The 17726-nt window shown below is 65.7% G+C and carries 18 protein-coding genes, 1 tRNA gene and 1 riboswitch; of the genes, 13 read left to right on the top strand and 6 right to left on the bottom strand.

What is annotated here, in order from left to right; translation table 11 throughout:
- Positions 1–27 precede the first annotated feature (27 nt).
- Positions 28–495 carry a transcriptional regulator NrdR gene (gene nrdR / locus AC1DFU_RS17525; RefSeq protein WP_092290516.1) on the bottom strand — a complete coding sequence of 156 codons (468 nt, stop codon included), beginning with the start codon at positions 493–495 and terminating at the stop codon, positions 28–30.
- 135 nt (positions 496–630) lie between these two features.
- Positions 631–1878 (bottom strand): serine hydroxymethyltransferase, encoded by a 1248-nt coding sequence (gene glyA / locus AC1DFU_RS17520; RefSeq protein WP_092290514.1) that lies wholly within the window; start codon positions 1876–1878, stop codon positions 631–633.
- Positions 1879–2060: 182 nt separating this feature from the next.
- Positions 2061–2161: riboswitch (ZMP/ZTP riboswitch) on the bottom strand.
- Between the two features lie 210 nt (positions 2162–2371).
- Here glyA and ybgC point away from each other — a divergent pair.
- From ybgC to AC1DFU_RS17460, 12 genes are all read left to right on the top strand, one after another.
- A complete protein-coding gene (gene ybgC, locus AC1DFU_RS17515) occupies positions 2372–2776 on the top strand; it encodes a tol-pal system-associated acyl-CoA thioesterase (RefSeq protein WP_441590621.1) in 405 nt (134 codons plus the stop codon).
- On the top strand, positions 2773–3456 hold the full coding sequence (tolQ, locus tag AC1DFU_RS17510; protein ID WP_177219836.1) for a protein TolQ: 684 nt from the start codon (positions 2773–2775) through the stop codon (positions 3454–3456). The genes ybgC and tolQ overlap by 4 nt, the downstream gene beginning before the upstream one ends.
- Before the next feature lie 33 nt (positions 3457–3489).
- Positions 3490–3927 (top strand): protein TolR, encoded by a 438-nt coding sequence (gene tolR / locus AC1DFU_RS17505; RefSeq protein WP_092290512.1) that lies wholly within the window; start codon positions 3490–3492, stop codon positions 3925–3927.
- A gap of 15 nt (positions 3928–3942) precedes the next feature.
- The gene (tolA, locus tag AC1DFU_RS17500; protein WP_441590618.1) at positions 3943–5001 is read left to right on the top strand and encodes a cell envelope integrity protein TolA; all 1059 of its coding nucleotides are present in this window, start codon (positions 3943–3945) and stop codon (positions 4999–5001) included.
- 205 nt (positions 5002–5206) lie between these two features.
- The gene (tolB, locus tag AC1DFU_RS17495) at positions 5207–6574 is read left to right on the top strand and encodes a Tol-Pal system beta propeller repeat protein TolB (protein WP_092290508.1); all 1368 of its coding nucleotides are present in this window, start codon (positions 5207–5209) and stop codon (positions 6572–6574) included.
- A gap of 28 nt (positions 6575–6602) precedes the next feature.
- The gene (gene pal / locus AC1DFU_RS17490; protein ID WP_177219835.1) at positions 6603–7112 is read left to right on the top strand and encodes a peptidoglycan-associated lipoprotein Pal; all 510 of its coding nucleotides are present in this window, start codon (positions 6603–6605) and stop codon (positions 7110–7112) included.
- Between the two features lie 17 nt (positions 7113–7129).
- Complete coding sequence (gene ybgF / locus AC1DFU_RS17485; protein WP_092290506.1) at positions 7130–7885, top strand: tol-pal system protein YbgF; 756 nt, start codon at positions 7130–7132, stop codon at positions 7883–7885.
- Between the two features lie 203 nt (positions 7886–8088).
- Complete coding sequence (queC, locus tag AC1DFU_RS17480) at positions 8089–8772, top strand: 7-cyano-7-deazaguanine synthase QueC (protein ID WP_441590616.1); 684 nt, start codon at positions 8089–8091, stop codon at positions 8770–8772.
- Positions 8773–8823: 51 nt separating this feature from the next.
- Positions 8824–9939, top strand: coding sequence for a YeeE/YedE family protein (locus AC1DFU_RS17475; RefSeq protein ID WP_441590614.1), 1116 nt, complete (start codon positions 8824–8826; stop codon positions 9937–9939).
- 50 nt (positions 9940–9989) lie between these two features.
- Positions 9990–10065 (top strand) — tRNA-Lys (locus AC1DFU_RS17470).
- A gap of 173 nt (positions 10066–10238) precedes the next feature.
- On the top strand, positions 10239–11147 hold the full coding sequence (locus AC1DFU_RS17465) for a hypothetical protein (RefSeq protein ID WP_092290500.1): 909 nt from the start codon (positions 10239–10241) through the stop codon (positions 11145–11147).
- A gap of 137 nt (positions 11148–11284) precedes the next feature.
- A complete protein-coding gene (locus AC1DFU_RS17460; protein ID WP_092290498.1) occupies positions 11285–14128 on the top strand; it encodes an EAL domain-containing protein in 2844 nt (947 codons plus the stop codon).
- Between the two features lie 29 nt (positions 14129–14157).
- Here the strand turns inward: AC1DFU_RS17460 and AC1DFU_RS17455 are convergent, their stop codons facing one another.
- The 3 genes from AC1DFU_RS17455 to AC1DFU_RS17445 all read right to left on the bottom strand — a co-directional run bounded on the left by AC1DFU_RS17455 (position 14158) and on the right by AC1DFU_RS17445 (position 15510).
- Positions 14158–14673 carry a DUF3318 domain-containing protein gene (locus AC1DFU_RS17455; protein WP_441590613.1) on the bottom strand — a complete coding sequence of 172 codons (516 nt, stop codon included), beginning with the start codon at positions 14671–14673 and terminating at the stop codon, positions 14158–14160.
- Positions 14670–15047 (bottom strand): phage holin family protein, encoded by a 378-nt coding sequence (locus AC1DFU_RS17450; protein WP_092290877.1) that lies wholly within the window; start codon positions 15045–15047, stop codon positions 14670–14672. Before AC1DFU_RS17450 ends, AC1DFU_RS17455 begins: the two co-directional genes overlap by 4 nt.
- A 145-nt stretch (positions 15048–15192) precedes the next feature.
- A complete protein-coding gene (locus AC1DFU_RS17445; protein ID WP_313818631.1) occupies positions 15193–15510 on the bottom strand; it encodes an ElaB/YgaM/YqjD family protein in 318 nt (105 codons plus the stop codon).
- Positions 15511–15711: 201 nt separating this feature from the next.
- Between AC1DFU_RS17445 and AC1DFU_RS17440 the strand changes: the two genes are divergently transcribed.
- Positions 15712–16350: a peroxiredoxin gene (locus AC1DFU_RS17440; protein WP_092290490.1), complete on the top strand. Its 639-nt coding sequence runs from the start codon at positions 15712–15714 to the stop codon at positions 16348–16350.
- Between the two features lie 79 nt (positions 16351–16429).
- On the opposite strand, the gene AC1DFU_RS17435 is transcribed toward AC1DFU_RS17440, so the two are convergent.
- A complete protein-coding gene (locus AC1DFU_RS17435) occupies positions 16430–17623 on the bottom strand; it encodes an acyl-CoA dehydrogenase (protein ID WP_092290488.1) in 1194 nt (397 codons plus the stop codon).
- Positions 17624–17726 lie beyond the last annotated feature (103 nt).

Genomic DNA, 17726 nt, shown 5'->3' with positions numbered 1-17726 from the left:
GATTAGACAGCTTTTTTTACGAAGTAGCTACCCCTTTCGTGGGGTAGGCGGGGAAAACTCGTCGAGTACGTCGCGAAATTCCGACACATCTTCAAAACTGCGATAAACGGAAGCAAAGCGGATATAGGCAATTTTGTCGAGTTTGCGCAATTCGCGCATAACCAGTTCGCCCACCTGGCTGCTGGCGATCTCTTTCTCGCCCAGCGCCAGCAGTTTTTCTTCGATCCGGGTAATGGCCTGGTCGATGGCCTCGGCGGACACCGGCCGCTTGCGCAGGGCCAGCCGCATGGAGTCCTTGAGCTTGCCGCGCGTGTAGTCCACGCGGGAGCCGTTCTTCTTGACGATGGCGGGGAAGAAGAGCTCGATGCGCTCGTAGGTGGTGAAGCGGCGGTCGCAGGCTTCGCAACGCCGGCGGCGGCGCACCGTGTCGCCGTCCTCGGAGACGCGACTGTCAAGCACCTGGGTGTTGGAATGACCGCAGAAGGGGCATTTCATGCCGGACCACCTGAAGATATATGCCGGGCCGCATTATCGCTCGCGGTGTGCAAAAGGTAAAACGGCGCTGCCGGGGCAGCGCCGTTCGTCACGCGCACTATATAGATAGGCGCGATGCCGGTTGTGGGCCGGATATCAGCCGTAGACCGGGAAGCGGCGGGTCAGGGCGGACACCTGCTCGCGCACCTTGGCGATATTGGCTTCGTCGTGCGGGTTGTCCAGCACGTCGGCGATCAGGTTGCCCACCTGGCGGGCTTCGTCTTCCTTGAAGCCGCGCGTGGTCATGGCCGGCGAGCCCAGGCGCACGCCCGAGGTCACGAACGGCTTTTCCGGATCGTTCGGGATGGCGTTCTTGTTCACCGTGATATGGGCGTCGCCGAGGATCTTCTCGGCTTCCTTGCCGGTGATCTGCTTGGCGCGCAGGTCCACCAGCATCACGTGGCTCTCGGTCTTGCCGGACACGATGCGCAGGCCGCGCGCGATCAGGGTCTCGGCCAGCACGGCGGCGTTCTTCACCACCTGTTGCTGGTAGGCCTTGAACTCCGGCGTCAGCGCTTCCTTGAAGGCGACGGCCTTGCCAGCGATCACGTGCATCAGCGGGCCGCCCTGGATCCCCGGGAAGATGGCCGAGTTGATGGCCTTCTCGTGCTCGGCCTTCATCAGGATCACGCCACCACGCGGGCCGCGCAGGCTCTTGTGGGTGGTCGTGGTCACGAAGTCAGCGTGCGGCACCGGGTTCGGGTACACGCCGGCGGCGATCAGGCCGGCGTAGTGGGCCATGTCCACCATGAAGTAGGCGCCAACATCCTTGGCCACCTTGGCGATCCGCTCGAAGTCGATGCGCAGGGCGAAGGCCGAGGCGCCGGCGATGATCATCTTCGGCTTCTTCTCGTGGGCCAGCTTCTCCAGCGCGTCGTAGTCGATGTCTTCCTGGGCGTTCAGGCCGTAGCTGACCACGTTGAACCACTTGCCGCTCATGTTCAGGGCCATGCCGTGGGTCAGGTGACCGCCTTCGGCCAGGCTCATGCCCATGATGGTGTCGCCCGGCTTGAGCATGGCGAAGAACACGCCCTGGTTGGCCTGCGAGCCCGAGTTCGGCTGCACGTTGGCGGCTTCAGCGCCGAAGAGCTGCTTCACGCGGTCGATGGCCAGCTGCTCCACCACATCCACGTACTCGCAGCCACCGTAGTAGCGCTTGCCGGGATAGCCCTCGGCGTACTTGTTGGTCAGCTGCGAGCCCTGGGCGGCCATCACGGCCGGCGAGGTGTAGTTCTCGGACGCGATCAGCTCGATATGGTCTTCCTGGCGCTGGTTTTCCTTCTGGATCGCGGCGAAGACTTCGGGGTCGATCTGCTCGATGGTGAAACGGCTGCGTTCAAACATGGCGTGACTCGTCTGTAAAAAAGGGATGCCGATGCACTTTTCGGGTACGAACAGGCAATCGGGATACATCTCGGGGGTTTCGCAGAACTTCGCGATTAGGGCGCGCGGGGAAGGCATCGGCGTCCCGCACCAGTGACCTCTATATATAGAGGTCGTCCGGTGCAGGGCGCACCCTGCTTCCCATTCGCTGCCCAGGCGAGCGGCAGGCGTTTGTGATTCACGCCAGATAACTTGCGCTTCCTCGTGGTAGTACCCACTGACTTCGCCAGTCGCGCAAGATGGAATGGTTGCCGCAGAGTTTACGCGAGGCCGCGCCGCGCCGCAAGGCGGTGCCAGAGGGGGTAACGCGGGGGCAGGGCAGGCCGGATGTGGCGGGCGGTGCATCGGGCCAGCTTCCCGCAAAGCCGCGCGGCGCCTGGCTCGCAACTTGCTGTTGCATTTCTCCTGCGGGTTTACCTGCGGCGGGCCGTTGCGGTCCGTTACAATGCCGGCCATGCCGAACTATGTCTGGCCGCTGCGCGTGTACTGGGAAGACACGGATGCYGGCGGCGTGGTGTTCTACGCCAACTACCTGAAATTCTTTGAACGGGCCCGGACCGAATGGCTGCGCTCGCTCGGGATCGGTCAGCAGGCCCTTGCCGATACGTCCAATGTGGTCTTCGTGGTACGCAGTACTGCTGTGGAATACAATGCGCCCGCCCGGCTGGACGACCAGCTGGAAATCCGCACCGTGATTGAACGGGTGGGGCCTGCCTCGGTCCAATTCGCCCAAGAAGCGTGGCGCGACGACCTCCAGCTGGCCAGCGGCAAGATCCGGGTGGGATGTGTCGATAAAGACACATTTCGTCCGGCCCCGATTCCTGCTCCTGTTCTCGCAACTATAAGAAACGCTCGATGAATCCGGTGACCGTCACGCAAGACCTGTCGATTATCTCGCTGGTGCTGCACGCCAGCCTGCTGGCACAGGCCGTCATGGCGCTGCTGCTGGTGATGTCCCTCTTCTCGTGGACCTATATTTTCCGCAAGCACCTGGCGCTGCGCGCCGCGCGCAGCCAGACGGAAATCTTCGAGCGCGACTTCTGGGCCGGTGGCGATCTCCAGGCGCTTTATAACAGCGCCGTCAACAACCGCCACAACACCGGCGCGCTCGAACGCATCTTCGAGTCCGGCATGGGCGAGTTCCTGAAGGCCCGCGAGCGCAGCAACGACGCCGGCGCGCTGCTCGACGCCGCCCGCCGCGCCATGCGCGCCGCCTACCAGCGTGAGATGGATGTGCTCGAGTCGCACCTGCCGTTCCTGGCATCGGTAGGCTCGGTCAGYCCGTACATCGGCCTGTTCGGTACGGTGTGGGGGATCATGAACGCCTTCCGCGGCCTGTCGAATGTGCAGCAGGCGACGCTTGCATCCGTTGCGCCTGGTATTGCCGAAGCCCTTGTGGCCACGGCCATCGGTCTGTTTGCGGCGATTCCGGCCGTGATCGCCTACAACCGATATGCAACGGAGATCGATCGTCTGGCCATCCGCTTCGAGAGTTTCATGGAAGAGTTCCTGAACATTCTCCAGCGCCAGACGCGCTAATCCACCTCATTCATCGCATTCGGAGCACTAGCCATGGCAGCCATCCAGCGCCGCGGCGGCTCGCGCCGCCGGGCCAGCGCCGACATCAACGTCGTGCCGTACATCGACGTGATGCTCGTGCTGCTCGTCATCTTCATGGTGGCGGCCCCCATCGTGAATCCGGCCGTGGTCGACCTGCCTTCCGTGGCGCAGGCCACGCCGCAGCAGAAGGCGCCGCCCATCGTCGTGTCCGTGCATGAGGACGGCACCCTGACCGCGAGCGGCAAGGACAACGCCGGCAACGCCTTCGAGCGCAAGCTCGACAAGCGCGGCCTGCTGGATTTCGTCCACCAGCGCCAGAATGAGAACCCGGACCAGCCCGTGGTGATCGCCGCCGACCGTGCCGTGAAGTACGAGGCGGTGCTCGACGTGATGTCCGTACTGAAGGCCGACGGCGTGAAGCGCGTGGGCCTGATGGTCAAGTCCAAGTAAGCACCGCGACATCCAGTGGCCAGTCTCTCGTCACGTCATCCGCAAGCCCGGCCGCAGCGCCGGGCCCAGGCAGCCGCCTATCCCTACCAGCCGGTGAAGGAGCGCGGCACCACGCGCTCGTTCGTGATGGCCCTGTTCATGCACCTGCTGCTCGGGCTGGTGCTCTACTACGGCGTGCGCTGGCAGAGCAGCACGCCGGTGGGCGCCGAAGCCGAGCTGTGGGACGAAATTCCCGACACCACGCAGGCCCCGCCGCCGCGCCCCGTGGAGCTGCCGCGCCCGACGCCGCAGCCAGAGCCGGCCGTACGCAGCAAGGCAGAGGAAGACGCGGACATCGCCCTGGAACGCCAGAAGCGCAAGCAGGCCGAGGAGGCCGCCGAGCGCGAGGCCGCCCGCAAGGAACAGGAAAAACGCGACGTCCAGCGCAAGGAAGAGCAGCGCAAGGAAGACCTGCGCCAGCAACAGCAGCGCGAAGAGGCGCAGCGCAAGGAAGACGCGAAAAAGAAGGCCGAGCTGGATCGCAAGGAGCAAGCCGAGCGCGACCGCAAGGAAGCCGCCGACGCGAAGGCCAAGTCCGACGCCAAGGCCCGCGCTGACGCGGAGCAGAAGGCGAAGGCCGCCGATGCCGAAGAGAAGGCCCGTGCGAAGGCGGATGCCGATGCGAAGGCCAAGCGCGAAGCCGCGGCCAACGCCCAGCGCAAGAGCGAGCTGGCGCGCCTGCAGGCCCTGGCTGGCGGCAACGCCACCTCCAGCGGCGGTGGCGTGGGCAGCGCGGCGGGCTCCGGCGCGGGTTCGGGCGGCAAGGCGTCGCCGGGCTACGCCGACCGCGTGCGCCGCAAGGTGAAGCCGAACATCAACTTCGGTGGCGATGTGGACGGCAATCCGGCAGCCGTGGTGTCGGTCTCGCTGGCGCCGGACGGCTCGCTGCTGTCCGCCCGCCTGAGCAAGTCCAGCGGGAACGCGGACTGGGACAACGCCGTGCTGCGTGCGGTACAGCGCTCCGACCCGCTGCCGACTGACGAGAACGGCAAGGCGCCTTCGAGCTTCACGATCACGTTCAAGCCGAAGGACTAGGCACCTCATCTGCCATGTTTTGCAACATAATGCAACCTTCATCGATGGCGTCAGGTCGCATTGCTACCATGAACGGTTGCCTGACGCGGCCGGCAGCGTGCAATTGCACGCAGAACGGGCCATGCGCCAAGCGGCGCGTTGCCCGTCCTGCTGTAGTTGCTGTGCCCGCCGTACCGATGAATCCTGATATCGACTGAGGAGCAGCATGCGAAAGCTTTGGGCCCCCAACTGGCTGTCCGCAAGGCGGCACAACGCTCAATCCACATCGTCGCCCGCCACCCAGCCCACGCGTGAGCAAAGCCGCTACGCGCTGATGGCCTGGCTGGCGGCCGCACTGATGTCGGCCGGCGTGGCACACGCACAATTGAATGTGGAAATCACCGGAGTTGGCTCGAACCAGTTCCCGGTGGCCACCGCCAACTTCCAGGGCGAGGCGCAGGCCCCGCAGAACCTGACCGCCATCATCCGCAGTGACCTGGTCAACAGCGGCCGCTTCCGCAACGTGGATCCGGGCGGCGCCACCGTGGCCGAATCGGCCCAGGTGGATTTGGGTAGCTGGAAGTCGCGCGGCGCTGATGCCTTCGTTGCCGGCAGCGTCACCCCCGCCGGCAACGGCCAGTACGAGGTGCGTTTCCGCCTGTACGACACGGTCAAGGGCCAGAGCCTGGGCGGCCTGGCCTTCACGGTCGGCCAGAACCAGTTGCGCGTGACCGCGCACAAGATCGCCGACTACATCTACGAGAAGCTGCTCGGCGAGCGCGGCGTGTTTGCCACGCGCCTGTCGTACGTGTCGAAGGTGGGCAACCGCTACCAGCTGCTGATTTCCGATTCGGACGGCCAGAACGCGCAGATCGCGCTGACCAGCACCGAGCCGATCATCTCGCCGGCATGGTCGCCTGACGGCCGCCGCGTGGCCTACGTCTCCTTCGAGGCGCGCAAGCCGGTGGTCTACGTGCACGACCTGGCCACGGGCAAGCGCACGCTGGTGTCGAACCAGAAGGGCAACAACAGCGCGCCGTCGTGGTCGCCGGATGGCCAGCGTCTGGCGCTGGCGCTCTCGCGCGACGGCAACACGCAGGTGTACCTGGTCAATGCCGATGGTTCGGGCCTGCGCCGCATCTCGCGCAGCAGCGCCATCGACACCGAGCCGCAGTTCTCGCCGGACGGCCGGAGCATCTACTTCACGAGCGATCGCGGCGGTGCGCCGCAGATCTACCGCATGCCGGCCTCGGGCGAAGAGGGCGGCGCCGCGCAACGCGTGACGTTCAAGGGCAACTACAACGTCAGTCCCCGCCTCTCGCCGGACGGCAAGTACCTGGCCTTCATCTCGCGTTCGGGCGGCTTCAAGCTACAGCTGCAGGACCTCTCCAACGGTGACGTGACGTCCCTCACCGATACGTCCAATGACGAAGCCCCGAGCTTCGCCGCCAACGGCAAGTACATTCTCTACGCCACCCGCGTGGGCGGCCGCTCGGTGCTGGCGGCGGTGTCCACGGATGGCCGTACGAAGCAGGTGCTGTCTCTCCAGTCCGGCGAGGTTCGCGAGCCGTCCTGGGGTCCTTTCATGCAATAGTGCAATAGAAAAAAGAGGAGTTATTGCCATGTCCCAAATGATGACCAAGTCGCTCGCCCTCGCCGCCCTGCTCGCACTGGGCGCCTGCAGCTCCGGCGTGAAGCTGGATGACACCGCCAAGTCGGGTACCGGCACTGCGCCGACCACCGACCCGCGCGCCGTGGCGCCGGTGGACGTCTCGCGTGACCCGCTGAACGATCCGAACAGCCCGCTGGCCAAGCGCAGCGTGTACTTCGACTTCGACAGCTACAGCGTGAAGTCCGACTACCAGAGCCTGCTGCAGGCCCACTCGCAGTACCTGGGCGCCAACAAGGGTCGCAAGATCCTGATCCAGGGCAACACCGACGAACGCGGCACCAGCGAGTACAACCTCGCCCTGGGCCAGAAGCGTGCCGAGGCCGTGCGCCGTTCGCTGTCGTCGCTCGGCGTGCCCGAGTCGCAGATGGAAGCCGTGAGCCTGGGCAAGGAAAAGCCGAAGGCCACCGGTCACGACGAAGCCTCGTGGGCCGAGAACCGTCGCGCCGACATCGCCTACTGATCTACGGATAAGTCTTCATGAATGCTCGCGCATCCACCCTGTTGTGGCTGGCAGCCGTCTCAGGCGGCTTGCTGGCAGCCACGTCCGCACACGCCGGCGTCTTCGACGACGACGAGGCGCGCCGCGCCGTGATCACGTTGCGGGACCAGTTCAACGGTTTCCAGGCAACGGCTTCACAGCGCATCGACCAGAGCAGCAAGGCCCAGCTCGACATGCAGAACCAGCTCGAAGGTCTGCGCCAAGAGGTGGCCCGCCTGCGCGGTCAGAACGAGGTGCTCCAGAACGCGGTGGATACGCTGCAGAAGCAGCAGAAGGACTACTACGCTGACCTGGACGCGCGGCTCAAGAAGTTCGAGCCGCAACAGGTGACCGTGGACGGCCGGGAGGGCATGGCCCAACCGACCGAGAAGCCCGAGTACGACGCGGCGCTGAAGCAGTTCCAGTCAGGCGATTTCAAGGGTGCGGGCAATGCGTTCTCGGCGTTTGCCAAGAAGTATCCGCAAAGCCCCTACCTGCCGCTGGCGCAGTTCTGGCTCGGCAATTCGCTCTACGCGCAGCGTGACTACAAGGGCTCGACGACGGTCCTGCAGAGCATGGTGTCGGCCAACCCTTCACATCCGAAGGCGCCGGACGCCATGATCGCCATCGCCAACAACCAGTTCGAGTCCGGCCAGAAGGCCGCGGCGAAGAAGACGCTGGAGACGGTGGTGGCCAAGTATCCGGGCACGGAAGGGGCCCAGGCCGCGAGCAACCGGCTGAAGACCCTGAAGTAACCGGTCTGCCTGGCAGTACCGTTGCAGGAGGAAGCCCGCTGGAAATTCTGGCGGGCTTTTTCTTTTGGGGCTTTGCGACCATGGAAGGAAGCCGGGCGATGGGCGCCATCAGTCCAGCCTGATTGGGGGCGGCCCGCCGGCGCGCTAAAATACGCGCTTTCGCAGTCAGCGACCCCCATTCCGCGCCGTCCGCGCCCCCGATCATGACCAAACGCGCCATCGTCCTGCTTTCCGGCGGACTCGACTCCGCCACCGTCCTCGCCATGGCCAACGCCGCCGGGTTTGAAACCTACGCGCTGTCCATGCGCTACGGCCAGCGCCATTCGTCCGAGCTGGAGGCCGCCAAGCTGGTGGCGGCGGCGCTGGGCGCCAAGCGTCACGAGATCATCGAGCTCGACCTGCGCCGCTTCGGCGGCTCCGCGCTGACCGACGATACCCTCGACGTGCCGACCGACGGCGCCACGGGCGGCATTCCGATTACCTACGTGCCGGCCCGCAACACCATCATGCTGTCGCTGGCCCTGGGCTGGGCCGAGGCGATCGGCGGCCGCGACCTGTTCTTCGGTGCTAACGCCGTGGACTACTCCGGCTATCCTGACTGCCGTCCCGAGTATGTGTCCGCCTACGAGGCGCTCGCCAACCTGGCCACCAAGGCTGGCGTGGAGGGCGACCGCTTCCACGTGCACGCGCCCATCATCGACATGACCAAGGCCGAGATCATCCGCGCGGGCGTGAAGCTGGGCGTGGACTACGGCCTGACCGTCTCCTGCTACAAGGCCGACGACGCAGGCCGCGCCTGTGGCGTGTGCGACTCCTGCCGCATCCGTCGCGCCGGCTTCGAGACGGCGGGCGTGCCCGACCCCACGCGCTACCAGGCCGCTGCCTGATCGATCCCCGCGCCAGCACATCATAAAAATACGAGTCACCCCCGGTCCACCATGCCTGACATCGACATCCCCGCGCTCTCCCACACCGTGCTGTGGAGCACGTTCGCCCTGACTTTCCTGTTCGGCGCCATTCTCCAGCGCACGCATTTCTGCACGATGGGCGCCATCTCGGACATCGTGAACATCGGCGACTGGAGCCGCATGCGCATGTGGGTCATGGCCATCGGCGTGGCGATGATCGGCACCGGCGCGCTGGCCTGGGCCGGCCTGATCGATCCGACCAAGACGATCTACACCTCCGCGAAGCTGGCCTGGCTGTCAGCGGCGGTGGGCGGGCTGATGTTCGGCTTCGGCATGGTGCTGGCCTCCGGCTGCGGCAGCAAGACGCTGGTGCGCATCGGCGCGGGCAACCTGAAGTCGCTGGTGGTGTTTGTGTTCCTGGGGCTCTCCGCCTATATGACGCTGCGCGGGCTGTTTGGCGTGGTTCGCGTGAACACGGTCGACACGGTGGCCGTGGCGCTGCCCGTCACGCAGGACCTGCCGTCGCTGGTGGCGCAGGGCAGTGGCATCGCGCGCGGCACGCTGCAACTGGTGCTGGGCGGCGTGATCGGCGCGGTGCTGGTGCTGTGGGCGTTGGCGGGACGCGGGTTCCGTAGCTTCGACAACGTGCTCGGCGGCCTTGGCGTGGGGCTGATCATCGTCGGCATGTGGTACGTGTCCGGCCATCTTGGCTATGTGTCGGAAGACCCGAGCACGCTCGAGGAACTGTTCGTCAGCACGAATAGCGGCCGGATGGAAAGTCTGAGCTTCGTGGCGCCGTACGCCTACACACTGGACTGGCTGATGATGTTCAGCGACAAGAGCAAGGTGCTGACCATCGGCATCGTCAGTGTGATTGGCGTGATTGCCGGCGCGGCGGTGTACGCGCTGGCCACGCGCACGTTTCGCTGGGAAGGCTTCGGCAATGCCGAGGATGTGGCCAACCACATGGTGGGCGGCATGCTGATGGGCGCGGGCGGGGTGACGGCACTGGGCTGCACGATCGGGCAGGGGCTCTCGGGCGTCTCGACGCTGGCCGTGGGCTCGTTCATCGCGCTCGCGGGCATCGTGGTCGGCGCATGGCTGGCCTTCAAGTACCAGATATGGCGACTGGAGCGCATGGCCTGAGGGTTGACGCCTGACAGGTAGCTCTCTATAATCGCGGATTCGATTTTTGCGGGTCGTTAGCTCAGTCGGTAGAGCAGCGGACTTTTAATCCGTTGGTCGCGTGTTCGAGTCACGCACGACCCACCAGCATTGCAGAAGGGCCTGTGGCGCAAGTCACAGGCCCTTTTTGTTTTGACTTTCCGCCGTCGGCGTTCGCCACCGCACAGAACTCCTGCGCCGCGCGTCCACAATCCATGGTTCATCCCGCGCGCCTCTGCCAGCGCGCGAACCCCTCATTTCGATGGCGATGAGACGACACGATGAACAGGCTTCTGGCTCGCCTGGCCACGCTACTGGCGTGGGGGCTGGTCGCGATGGGCGGCGCGCAGGCGTCTGACTTCGCCTGCCAGCTGGCGCCGCAGTCCGCCTCGGTGCGCTGCGACGATCTGGTATCGCCCGGCCAGCGCTGCGGCAGCCCGCCGGACCGCCGCCCCGTGGCCCAGCGCATGATCTGCGAATACGCGATGCTCCACATGGGCTACGTGCGCATCGACGACGACCAGCGCCGCCAGCTGCGCGCGGGCACGCTGCGCATGGGCGACTTGCAGGCGTGGCGCCGCAAGCGCGATGCCTGTACTTCCGTGCCGTGCCTCGACGCCGTGTTCGCCGAGTGGTGGCGCCACCGCAGCGACCGGCTGTCCGCCGGGCGGCCGCCCGCGCAGCCGCCGGCCAGGCCGCTGCAGGCGCGGCCCGCGCAGGAATTCGCCATCCCGGCCCGCCCGGAGCTTCCGCCGGCGACCCTCGTTCCTGCCGCACCCTCCGCCGCCGCATCGCCCCCCATGTTGCCCGACGCCGAGCCCGTGCTGGCGATGACGATGGCGACCGCGCCTGACGCCCTCCCGCAGTCGTCGCTGCTTTCATCGGTGCACGACACCCGGCCGCCGCTGCCCAAGGAGGAGATCGGCGCCGCTTTCGCCACCTTCTCCACCCGGCATGCGATGGCCTGGGCCTGGCTGCTGTGGCTAGGGCTGCTGCTGGTGGCAAGCGTCGGACTGGACTGGGTCCTGAAGCGCCGCGGACGGGCGCCGCAGGCGGAGGGCCAGCCGGAAGCCGCGGGCACGGCCGGTGTGGCCCGACATCATCCGGCCATGTCCCGCGTGGCGATTGTGCTCGGCATGCTGCTGGTACTGAACGCGATCCTGCTGCTGGCGGTGTTCGTCAGCCGCTAGGGTCCAATTAACCAGTCTGAGTTAGAGACAGCCCCATTCCCGGTCATCGAAAATGCACTTGGCACGCTGCACGCCGGCGTGGCCATCGGTTCATTCGTCCAATGGGTGAGCGCCGCACGCCGGCGCGGGAAGTGTCTATGCAGCAAGGCGGTACTGCCCTCCCGGTCAATGAGCATGTTCTGCGCATCATCTGGCCGTTCCTGCCCGTGGTGGTGGCGCTCGCATTGTTCTGTCTGGCCAGCGTCGACATGTTGTCCGCCGCGCGCGGTTTCGTGGCGGGCGAGAGCCTGTGGTCGAAGGGGCAGAAAGATGCGGTGATGCATCTGCTGCGCTACACCGACTCGCGCGACCCTGCCGACTTCGCCGCCTACCGGCGTGCCATCGCCGTGCCCCTCGGCGACAAGCAGGCGCGTCTCGAACTCGAAAAACGTCCGGATTTCGATCGTCAGGTCGCCGTGGAAGGCCTGCTCGTCGGCGGCAACCACCCCGACGACATCCCCGGGATGATCCGGCTGTACCGCTATTTCCGGAATGTGACCGAAATCGACCAGGCGATTGCCGTCTGGGCCGCCGCCGACGTGGACATCGCCCGTCTGACCGTCGTGGCAGACAAGTTGCGAGAATGTGTCGGCGCGCGGGACGAAGCGGCCTGCCTGCCGCCGCTTCAACGCGAGATTGCCGAACTCGACGCGCGGCTCGGGCCGATGGAGATTGCGTTCTCGGCCACGCTCGGCCAGGCATCGCGGCGTGTGCGGGGCGTGCTGCTGTCCGGCACCGTCCTGCTGACGATCCTGTTGCTGGGCTGTGCCTCATGGCTGTCGATGCGCACCCAGCGCAAGGAGCGTGAGCTGCGCGCCGCGCTGGCCAAGAGCGAGCAGCGGCTGCAACTGGCCGTGGCGGGCAGCGACGATGGCCTCTGGGACTGGCATCCCCACCATGGCGAACTCTATTTCTCGCCGCGCTGCGCGGAGATGCTCGGCTTTGGCGCCGACGAGTTGCCGCACGCACGCGAAACCCTGCTGGCCCTGATGCATCCGGCCGACGTCGCCGAGTTCGACCGCCAGTTGGCCCGCCACGTGCGCGAGGGCACGCCGTACGACGTGGAGATCCGCCTGCGCCGCAAGCAGGGCGGCTACCTGTGGGTCCGCGCGCGCGGCCGCATGGTGCGCAGCCCGGTGGGCAAGGCGGTGCGGATGGCGGGCTCCCTGAGCGACATTTCCGACCGCAAGCGCTTCGAGGCGCAGTTGTTCGCCGAGAAGGAGCGGGCGCAGGTCACGCTGCGCGCCATCGGCGAGGCGGTGGTGACGACCGATGTCTGGGGCCGCATCGATTCGATGAACCCCGCCGCGGAGGGGCTGACCGGCTGGTCCGAGGCCGAGGCAGCCGGCTGCTTCCTGGCCCAGGTTTGCCCGCTGCTGGACGAATCGACCTGCACGCCGGTGACCGACCTGGTGCCGCGCGCGCTGGAAGACCGCTGGCCGAGCCAGTGCGTGATGCTGCTGGCGGGGCGTGCCGGCGGCGGCCCGGTGGTGGTCAAGCCATCGGTGGCGCTGATGCGGGACAAGGGCGGGCACGCCATCGGCGTGGTGTTGGTGCTGCACGACGTGAGCATGGAGCGCGCCCACGCGGCCCAGCTGGCGCACGAGGCCAGCCACGACGCGCTGACCGGGCTGGTCAACCGCGTCGAGTTCGAGCGCCGCGTGGCCACCGCCATCGCCCGCGTGCGGCAGGAGGGCGCCGCGCACACGCTGATGTACCTCGATCTCGACCAGTTCAAGGTGGTCAATGACACCTGCGGCCATGCCGCCGGCGACGAGCTGATCCGCCAGATGGCCGCCGTCATGCGCCAGCAACTGCGCAAGGGCGATACGCTGGCGCGGCTTGGCGGCGATGAGTTCGGCGTGCTGCTGGAACACTGCGATGCGGGCGATGGCGAACGCGTGGCCGAGGCCCTGCGTCGTGCCATCGCCACGTTCCGCTATGCGCATCGGCAGAGAATCTTCTCATTGGGTGTCAGCATCGGACTGGTACGAATCGATGCCGGTACCGGCAAGGTCGAGGAGGCGCTGAGCGCAGCTGATGCGGCGTGCTACATGGCGAAGGAGGGCGGCCGCAACCGCGTGCAGGTGTATCTGCCGAACGACAGTGTGGTGCGCGCCCGGCACGGCGAGATGGAGTGGGTCAGCCGGGTGCACGCGGCGCTGAGCGCGGGGCGTTTCTGTCTCTACGCGCAGGACATCGTGCCGTTGCAGCCGTCCGAATCGGATTCGGCAGGCGCGGCAGGGCGGCATATCGAAGTGCTGCTGCGCCTCGTGGACGAGCAGGGCCAGCTGGTGCCGCCGATGGCCTTCGTGCCAGCGTGCGAGCGCTTCAACCTCATGCCGATGATCGACCGATGGGTCGTGGAAACCGCGTTCGCGGCGCTGGCGCGGCTCCAAATCGAGCGGCCTGGCGAGATCGGCATGTGCTCCATCAACATGTCCGGTGCCTCGCTGGCCGACGCGCACTTCCCCGGCTTCGTGCGGCAGCAGGCTATCCGCCATGACATCGCTTTGTCTGGCATCTGTTTTGAAATCACGGAAACGGCGGCGATCAACAACCTCGCGCAGGCGGCGGCCTTTATCGAACAGCTGCAGGGCATGGGCTGCGTCTTCGCGCTCGACGACTTCGGCGCGGGCATGTCGTCATTCGCCTATTTGAAACACCTTCCAGCGGCTTACCTGAAGATCGATGGCAGCTTCGTACGCGAGATGCTCGATGACCCGGTCAATGCGGTGATGGTAGAGGTGATCCAGCGGATCGGGCACGCGATGGGCAAGAAGACCATCGCCGAATTCGTCGAGTCGGAAGCCATGCGGGAGCGGCTGCAGGCGTTGGGCGTGGACTACGCCCAGGGGCAGCTGATCGGCGCGCCGCTGCCCTTCGCGCGCGGTAACGCCGTGGTGGTGGACGGCGCCGAGCGGTTCGCCGTCACCCTCTAAGGCAGGTTCAGGGCAGGTTCAGGGCAGGTTCAGGGCTGGGCCGGCGGCGGTGCGTCCGGCGTGGGGGAAGGCACCAGCGGATCCCGGAAGCCGGTATCGAACGCCTTCGCGGCCACGACCTCGGCCGCGCTGGCCGGGGCTTTCGTGTCCTGCCAGGTCTTGTAGGCCCAGTATCCGGCGCCAGCGACCATGCCGTATTTCGACAGCTTCCAGGCCACGCGGCCGATGGCGGTCCGGCGCAACAGCGGCATCGCCAGGGTGATGGCGGTACTCAGCATCGGGTATTCGCGCGTCACGCCCAGCATCTTGAGCCAGCCCGAGGGCCGGGTCAGTCGTGGCAGCCAGGAGCCCAGGTTGGTCATGCGGCGTGCGCCGCCGCGTACCTGGCGCAGCGCCTGCACGGCGTCGTAGCGTTCCAGCGCCGCGCGGGTGATCAGCAATTCCTTGCGCACGGCCAGCGGCAGCTGCACCTCGCGTGAGAATCGCACCGGGCGCGGATGGTCGGCGCGGCGTTCTTCCATGGAGTCGTCGTCGGGCGTGGTCATCGGCGCAGCATCTCCCGGTCCTTGTCGAGTTCGGCGAGCGTGTCCGCGAACAGCGGCGGGGCGTTGCGCACCATGCGGCGCGCGGTAAGCAGGCAGGCGGCCATGCAGACCAGATAAATCACGACGATCGCGCCGATGGCCTGCCAGCGGTAGGTTTCCCAGAACAGGATGGCGACGAGAATCGTGAACGTCATTAGCGCCATGCCGAAAAATACCAGCCCGAAGCAGGCCAGCAGGGCGACTTTCATCAGCCGGGTGCGTTCCTCGGCCAGTTCCACGCTGGCAAGTTCCAGGCGCGTCTGGACCATCGACACCATCGAACCGGTCAGGTTGCGCAGGGAGTCCAGGAACTTGGGGGAAGGGGATTCGCTCATGCGGCTCCGGCGAAGAATCGATGCGCCAAGATTGGCGGCATCCTCGATGAGCGGACCGGGCGGCGGCATGGCGCCGCCCCTCCCGGGCCTTCGGCGCGGGCCGGCGCGGGCGCGGGGCCCGGATGCCGGCCGGCTTGCGCCTGTCTTACTTGCGGTTCAGCAGCAGGCCGATCAGCAGGCCCACGCCGGCCGCCACGCCCACGGCCTTCCACGGGTGGTCATGCACGTAGTCGTCGGTGGCACGCGCGGCGGCCTTGCTCTTGGTGACCACGGCGTCCTGCAGATCCTGGGCTTTTTCCTTGGCCTGCTTCAGCAGGCCCATGCCGCGCTCGCGCAACTCGGCAGCCTTCTCGCCGGTGGTCGAGGCCGCTTGCTTAAGCAGTTCTTCGGCATCGGACAGAACGGTCTTCACATCGCTCATCAGTTTCTCCTGTTTGCGGGCGGTTGGTTCGAATGGTGACATTTTGCCTTGCTCGCTATCGCTTGTGGCGCTTTCTGTCTTCCACTTAGGATATGTGGCGGCAACCCATCGTTTCAAGGCAAGCCGCTCACCCGACCGTCTTTATGACTTCGAGTGATTTTATAGTGACTTTATATTCGTTTCGGTTGGATCGCAATCCAACTAAGCTGGTTCCTTCAACCTTCCCCCTGGAGATTTTCAACAATGGCACTGCGTCTTGGCGACATCGCCCCGGACTTCGAGCAAGAATCGAGCGAGGGCCGCATCCGCTTCCACGATTGGCTGGGCGACGGCTGGGGCGTGCTGTTCTCGCACCCGGCGGACTACACCCCGGTCTGCACCACCGAGCTGGGGCTGACCGCCAAGCTGAAAGGCGAGTTCGAGAAGCGTAATGTCAAGGCCATTGCCCTGTCCGTGGACAGCGTGGAGTCCCATAAAGGCTGGATTGGCGATATCAACGACACCCAGTCGACCTCGGTGAATTTCCCGATTCTGGCCGATGCGGACCGCAAAGTGTCTGAGCTTTACGACATGATTCACCCGAACGCCAACGAAACGCTGACCGTGCGTTCGCTGTTCGTGATCGATCCGAAGAAGAAGGTAAGACTGATCATTACCTACCCGGCCAGTACCGGTAGAAATTTCAACGAAATCCTCCGCGTCATCGATTCCCTGCAACTGACCGACCACCACAGCGTGGCCACGCCGGGCAACTGGCAGGACGGCGACGACGTGGTGATCGTGCCGTCGCTGAAGGACGAGGAGATCATCCGCCAGAAATTCCCGAAGGGCTACAAGGCGGTTCGCCCCTACCTGCGCCTGACGCCCCAGCCGAACAAGTAAGCCGGCCGGCAGGCAGGCAAGTGTAAAAAAGCCCGGCTTGCCGGGCTTTTTTACATCGTCTTCCGCTGAAAAAACGCGATCAGAAGAAGGCTTGCAGGCCGGTCTGGGCGCGGCCCAGGATCAGCGCGTGGATGTCGTGGGTGCCTTCGTAGGTGTTGACCACCTCGAGGTTGACCACATGGCGGATCACGCCGAATTCGTCCGAGATGCCGTTGCCGCCGAGCATGTCGCGGGCTACGCGGGCGATGTCGAGCGACTTGCCGCACGAATTCCGCTTCATGATCGACGTGATTTCCACGGCGGCCGTGCCTTCGTCCTTCATGCGGCCCAGGCGCAGGCAGCCTTGCAGGCCCAGCGTGATCTCGGTCTGCATGTCGGCCAGCTTCTTCTGCACCAGCTGCGTGGCGGCCAGCGGGCGGCCGAACTGCTTGCGGTCCAGCGTGTACTGGCGGGCGGTGTGCCAGCAGAACTCGGCGGCGCCGAGCGCGCCCCAGGCAATGCCGTAGCGGGCCGAATTCAGGCAGGTGAACGGGCCCTTGAGGCCGCTCACGCCCGGCATCAGGTTCTCTTCCGGCACGAAGACCTGGTCGAGCACGATCTCGCCCGTGATCGACGTGCGCAGGCCCACCTTGCCGTGGATGGCCGGCGCGGACAGGCCCTTCCAGCCTTTTTCGAGGATAAAGCCGCGGATGGCGTCCTTGCCGTCGTCGCCGACCAGCTTGGCCCAGACCACGAAGACATCGGCGATCGGCGAGTTGGTGATCCACATCTTGGCGCCGGACAGCTCGTAGCCGCCGTCCACCTTCTTGGCGCGGGTGATCATCGAGCCCGGGTCGGAGCCGTGATTCGGCTCGGTCAGGCCGAAGCAGCCAATCCATTCGCCGGTAGCCAGCTTGGGCAGGTATTTCTGCTTCTGGGCTTCCGTGCCGAATTCATAGATCGGCACCATCACCAGCGACGACTGCACGCTCATCATCGAGCGATAGCCGGAATCCACGCGCTCCACTTCCCGTGCGATCAGGCCGTAGCTGACGTAGTTCAGGCCCGGGCCGCCGTATTGCTCGGGAATGGTCGGTCCCAGCAGGCCCAGTTCGCCCATCTCGCGGAAGATCTCGATGTCGGTCTTCTCGTTGCGGAAGGACTGGAGCACACGCGGCATCAGCTTGTCCTGCGAGTACGCGGCGGCGGCATCGCGCACCATGCGTTCTTCGTCGGTCAGTTGCTGATCCAGCAACAGGGGGTCGATCCAGTTGAATTCGGCATTGGCAGCCATGGAGGTCTCCTTCTTTGGTGGCGCGCCGAGGGGCGGGGGCAGCCCTCGAACAGGTGTAGTGAAGTTCCGCATTGCGGAACCTTGTTCCGATGAGCTAGTATAG

This window comes from Cupriavidus sp. 10L45 (assembly GCF_056395225.1).
The sequence above is the reverse complement of the archived record's forward strand: the minus strand, read 5'-3'. Positions and strand labels throughout refer to the sequence as shown.

Bases quoted from the DNA above. Each gene is read 5' to 3' on its own strand.
- nrdR (WP_092290516.1), bottom strand. From the start codon at position 495: ATGAAATGCCCCTTCTGCGGTCATTCCAACACCCAGGTGCTTGACAGT.
- glyA (WP_092290514.1), bottom strand. From the start codon at position 1,878: ATGTTTGAACGCAGCCGTTTCACCATCGAGCAGATCGACCCCGAAGTC.
- tolR (WP_092290512.1), top strand. From the start codon at position 3,490: ATGGCAGCCATCCAGCGCCGCGGCGGCTCGCGCCGCCGGGCCAGCGCC.
- tolB (WP_092290508.1), top strand. From the start codon at position 5,207: ATGCGAAAGCTTTGGGCCCCCAACTGGCTGTCCGCAAGGCGGCACAAC.
- pal (WP_177219835.1), top strand. From the start codon at position 6,603: ATGTCCCAAATGATGACCAAGTCGCTCGCCCTCGCCGCCCTGCTCGCA.
- ybgF (WP_092290506.1), top strand. From the start codon at position 7,130: ATGAATGCTCGCGCATCCACCCTGTTGTGGCTGGCAGCCGTCTCAGGC.
- queC (WP_441590616.1), top strand. From the start codon at position 8,089: ATGACCAAACGCGCCATCGTCCTGCTTTCCGGCGGACTCGACTCCGCC.
- AC1DFU_RS17475 (WP_441590614.1), top strand. From the start codon at position 8,824: ATGCCTGACATCGACATCCCCGCGCTCTCCCACACCGTGCTGTGGAGC.
- AC1DFU_RS17465 (WP_092290500.1), top strand. From the start codon at position 10,239: ATGAACAGGCTTCTGGCTCGCCTGGCCACGCTACTGGCGTGGGGGCTG.
- AC1DFU_RS17460 (WP_092290498.1), top strand. From the start codon at position 11,285: ATGCAGCAAGGCGGTACTGCCCTCCCGGTCAATGAGCATGTTCTGCGC.
- AC1DFU_RS17455 (WP_441590613.1), bottom strand. From the start codon at position 14,673: ATGACCACGCCCGACGACGACTCCATGGAAGAACGCCGCGCCGACCAT.
- AC1DFU_RS17450 (WP_092290877.1), bottom strand. From the start codon at position 15,047: ATGAGCGAATCCCCTTCCCCCAAGTTCCTGGACTCCCTGCGCAACCTG.
- AC1DFU_RS17445 (WP_313818631.1), bottom strand. From the start codon at position 15,510: ATGTCACCATTCGAACCAACCGCCCGCAAACAGGAGAAACTGATGAGC.
- AC1DFU_RS17440 (WP_092290490.1), top strand. From the start codon at position 15,712: ATGGCACTGCGTCTTGGCGACATCGCCCCGGACTTCGAGCAAGAATCG.
- AC1DFU_RS17435 (WP_092290488.1), bottom strand. From the start codon at position 17,623: ATGGCTGCCAATGCCGAATTCAACTGGATCGACCCCCTGTTGCTGGAT.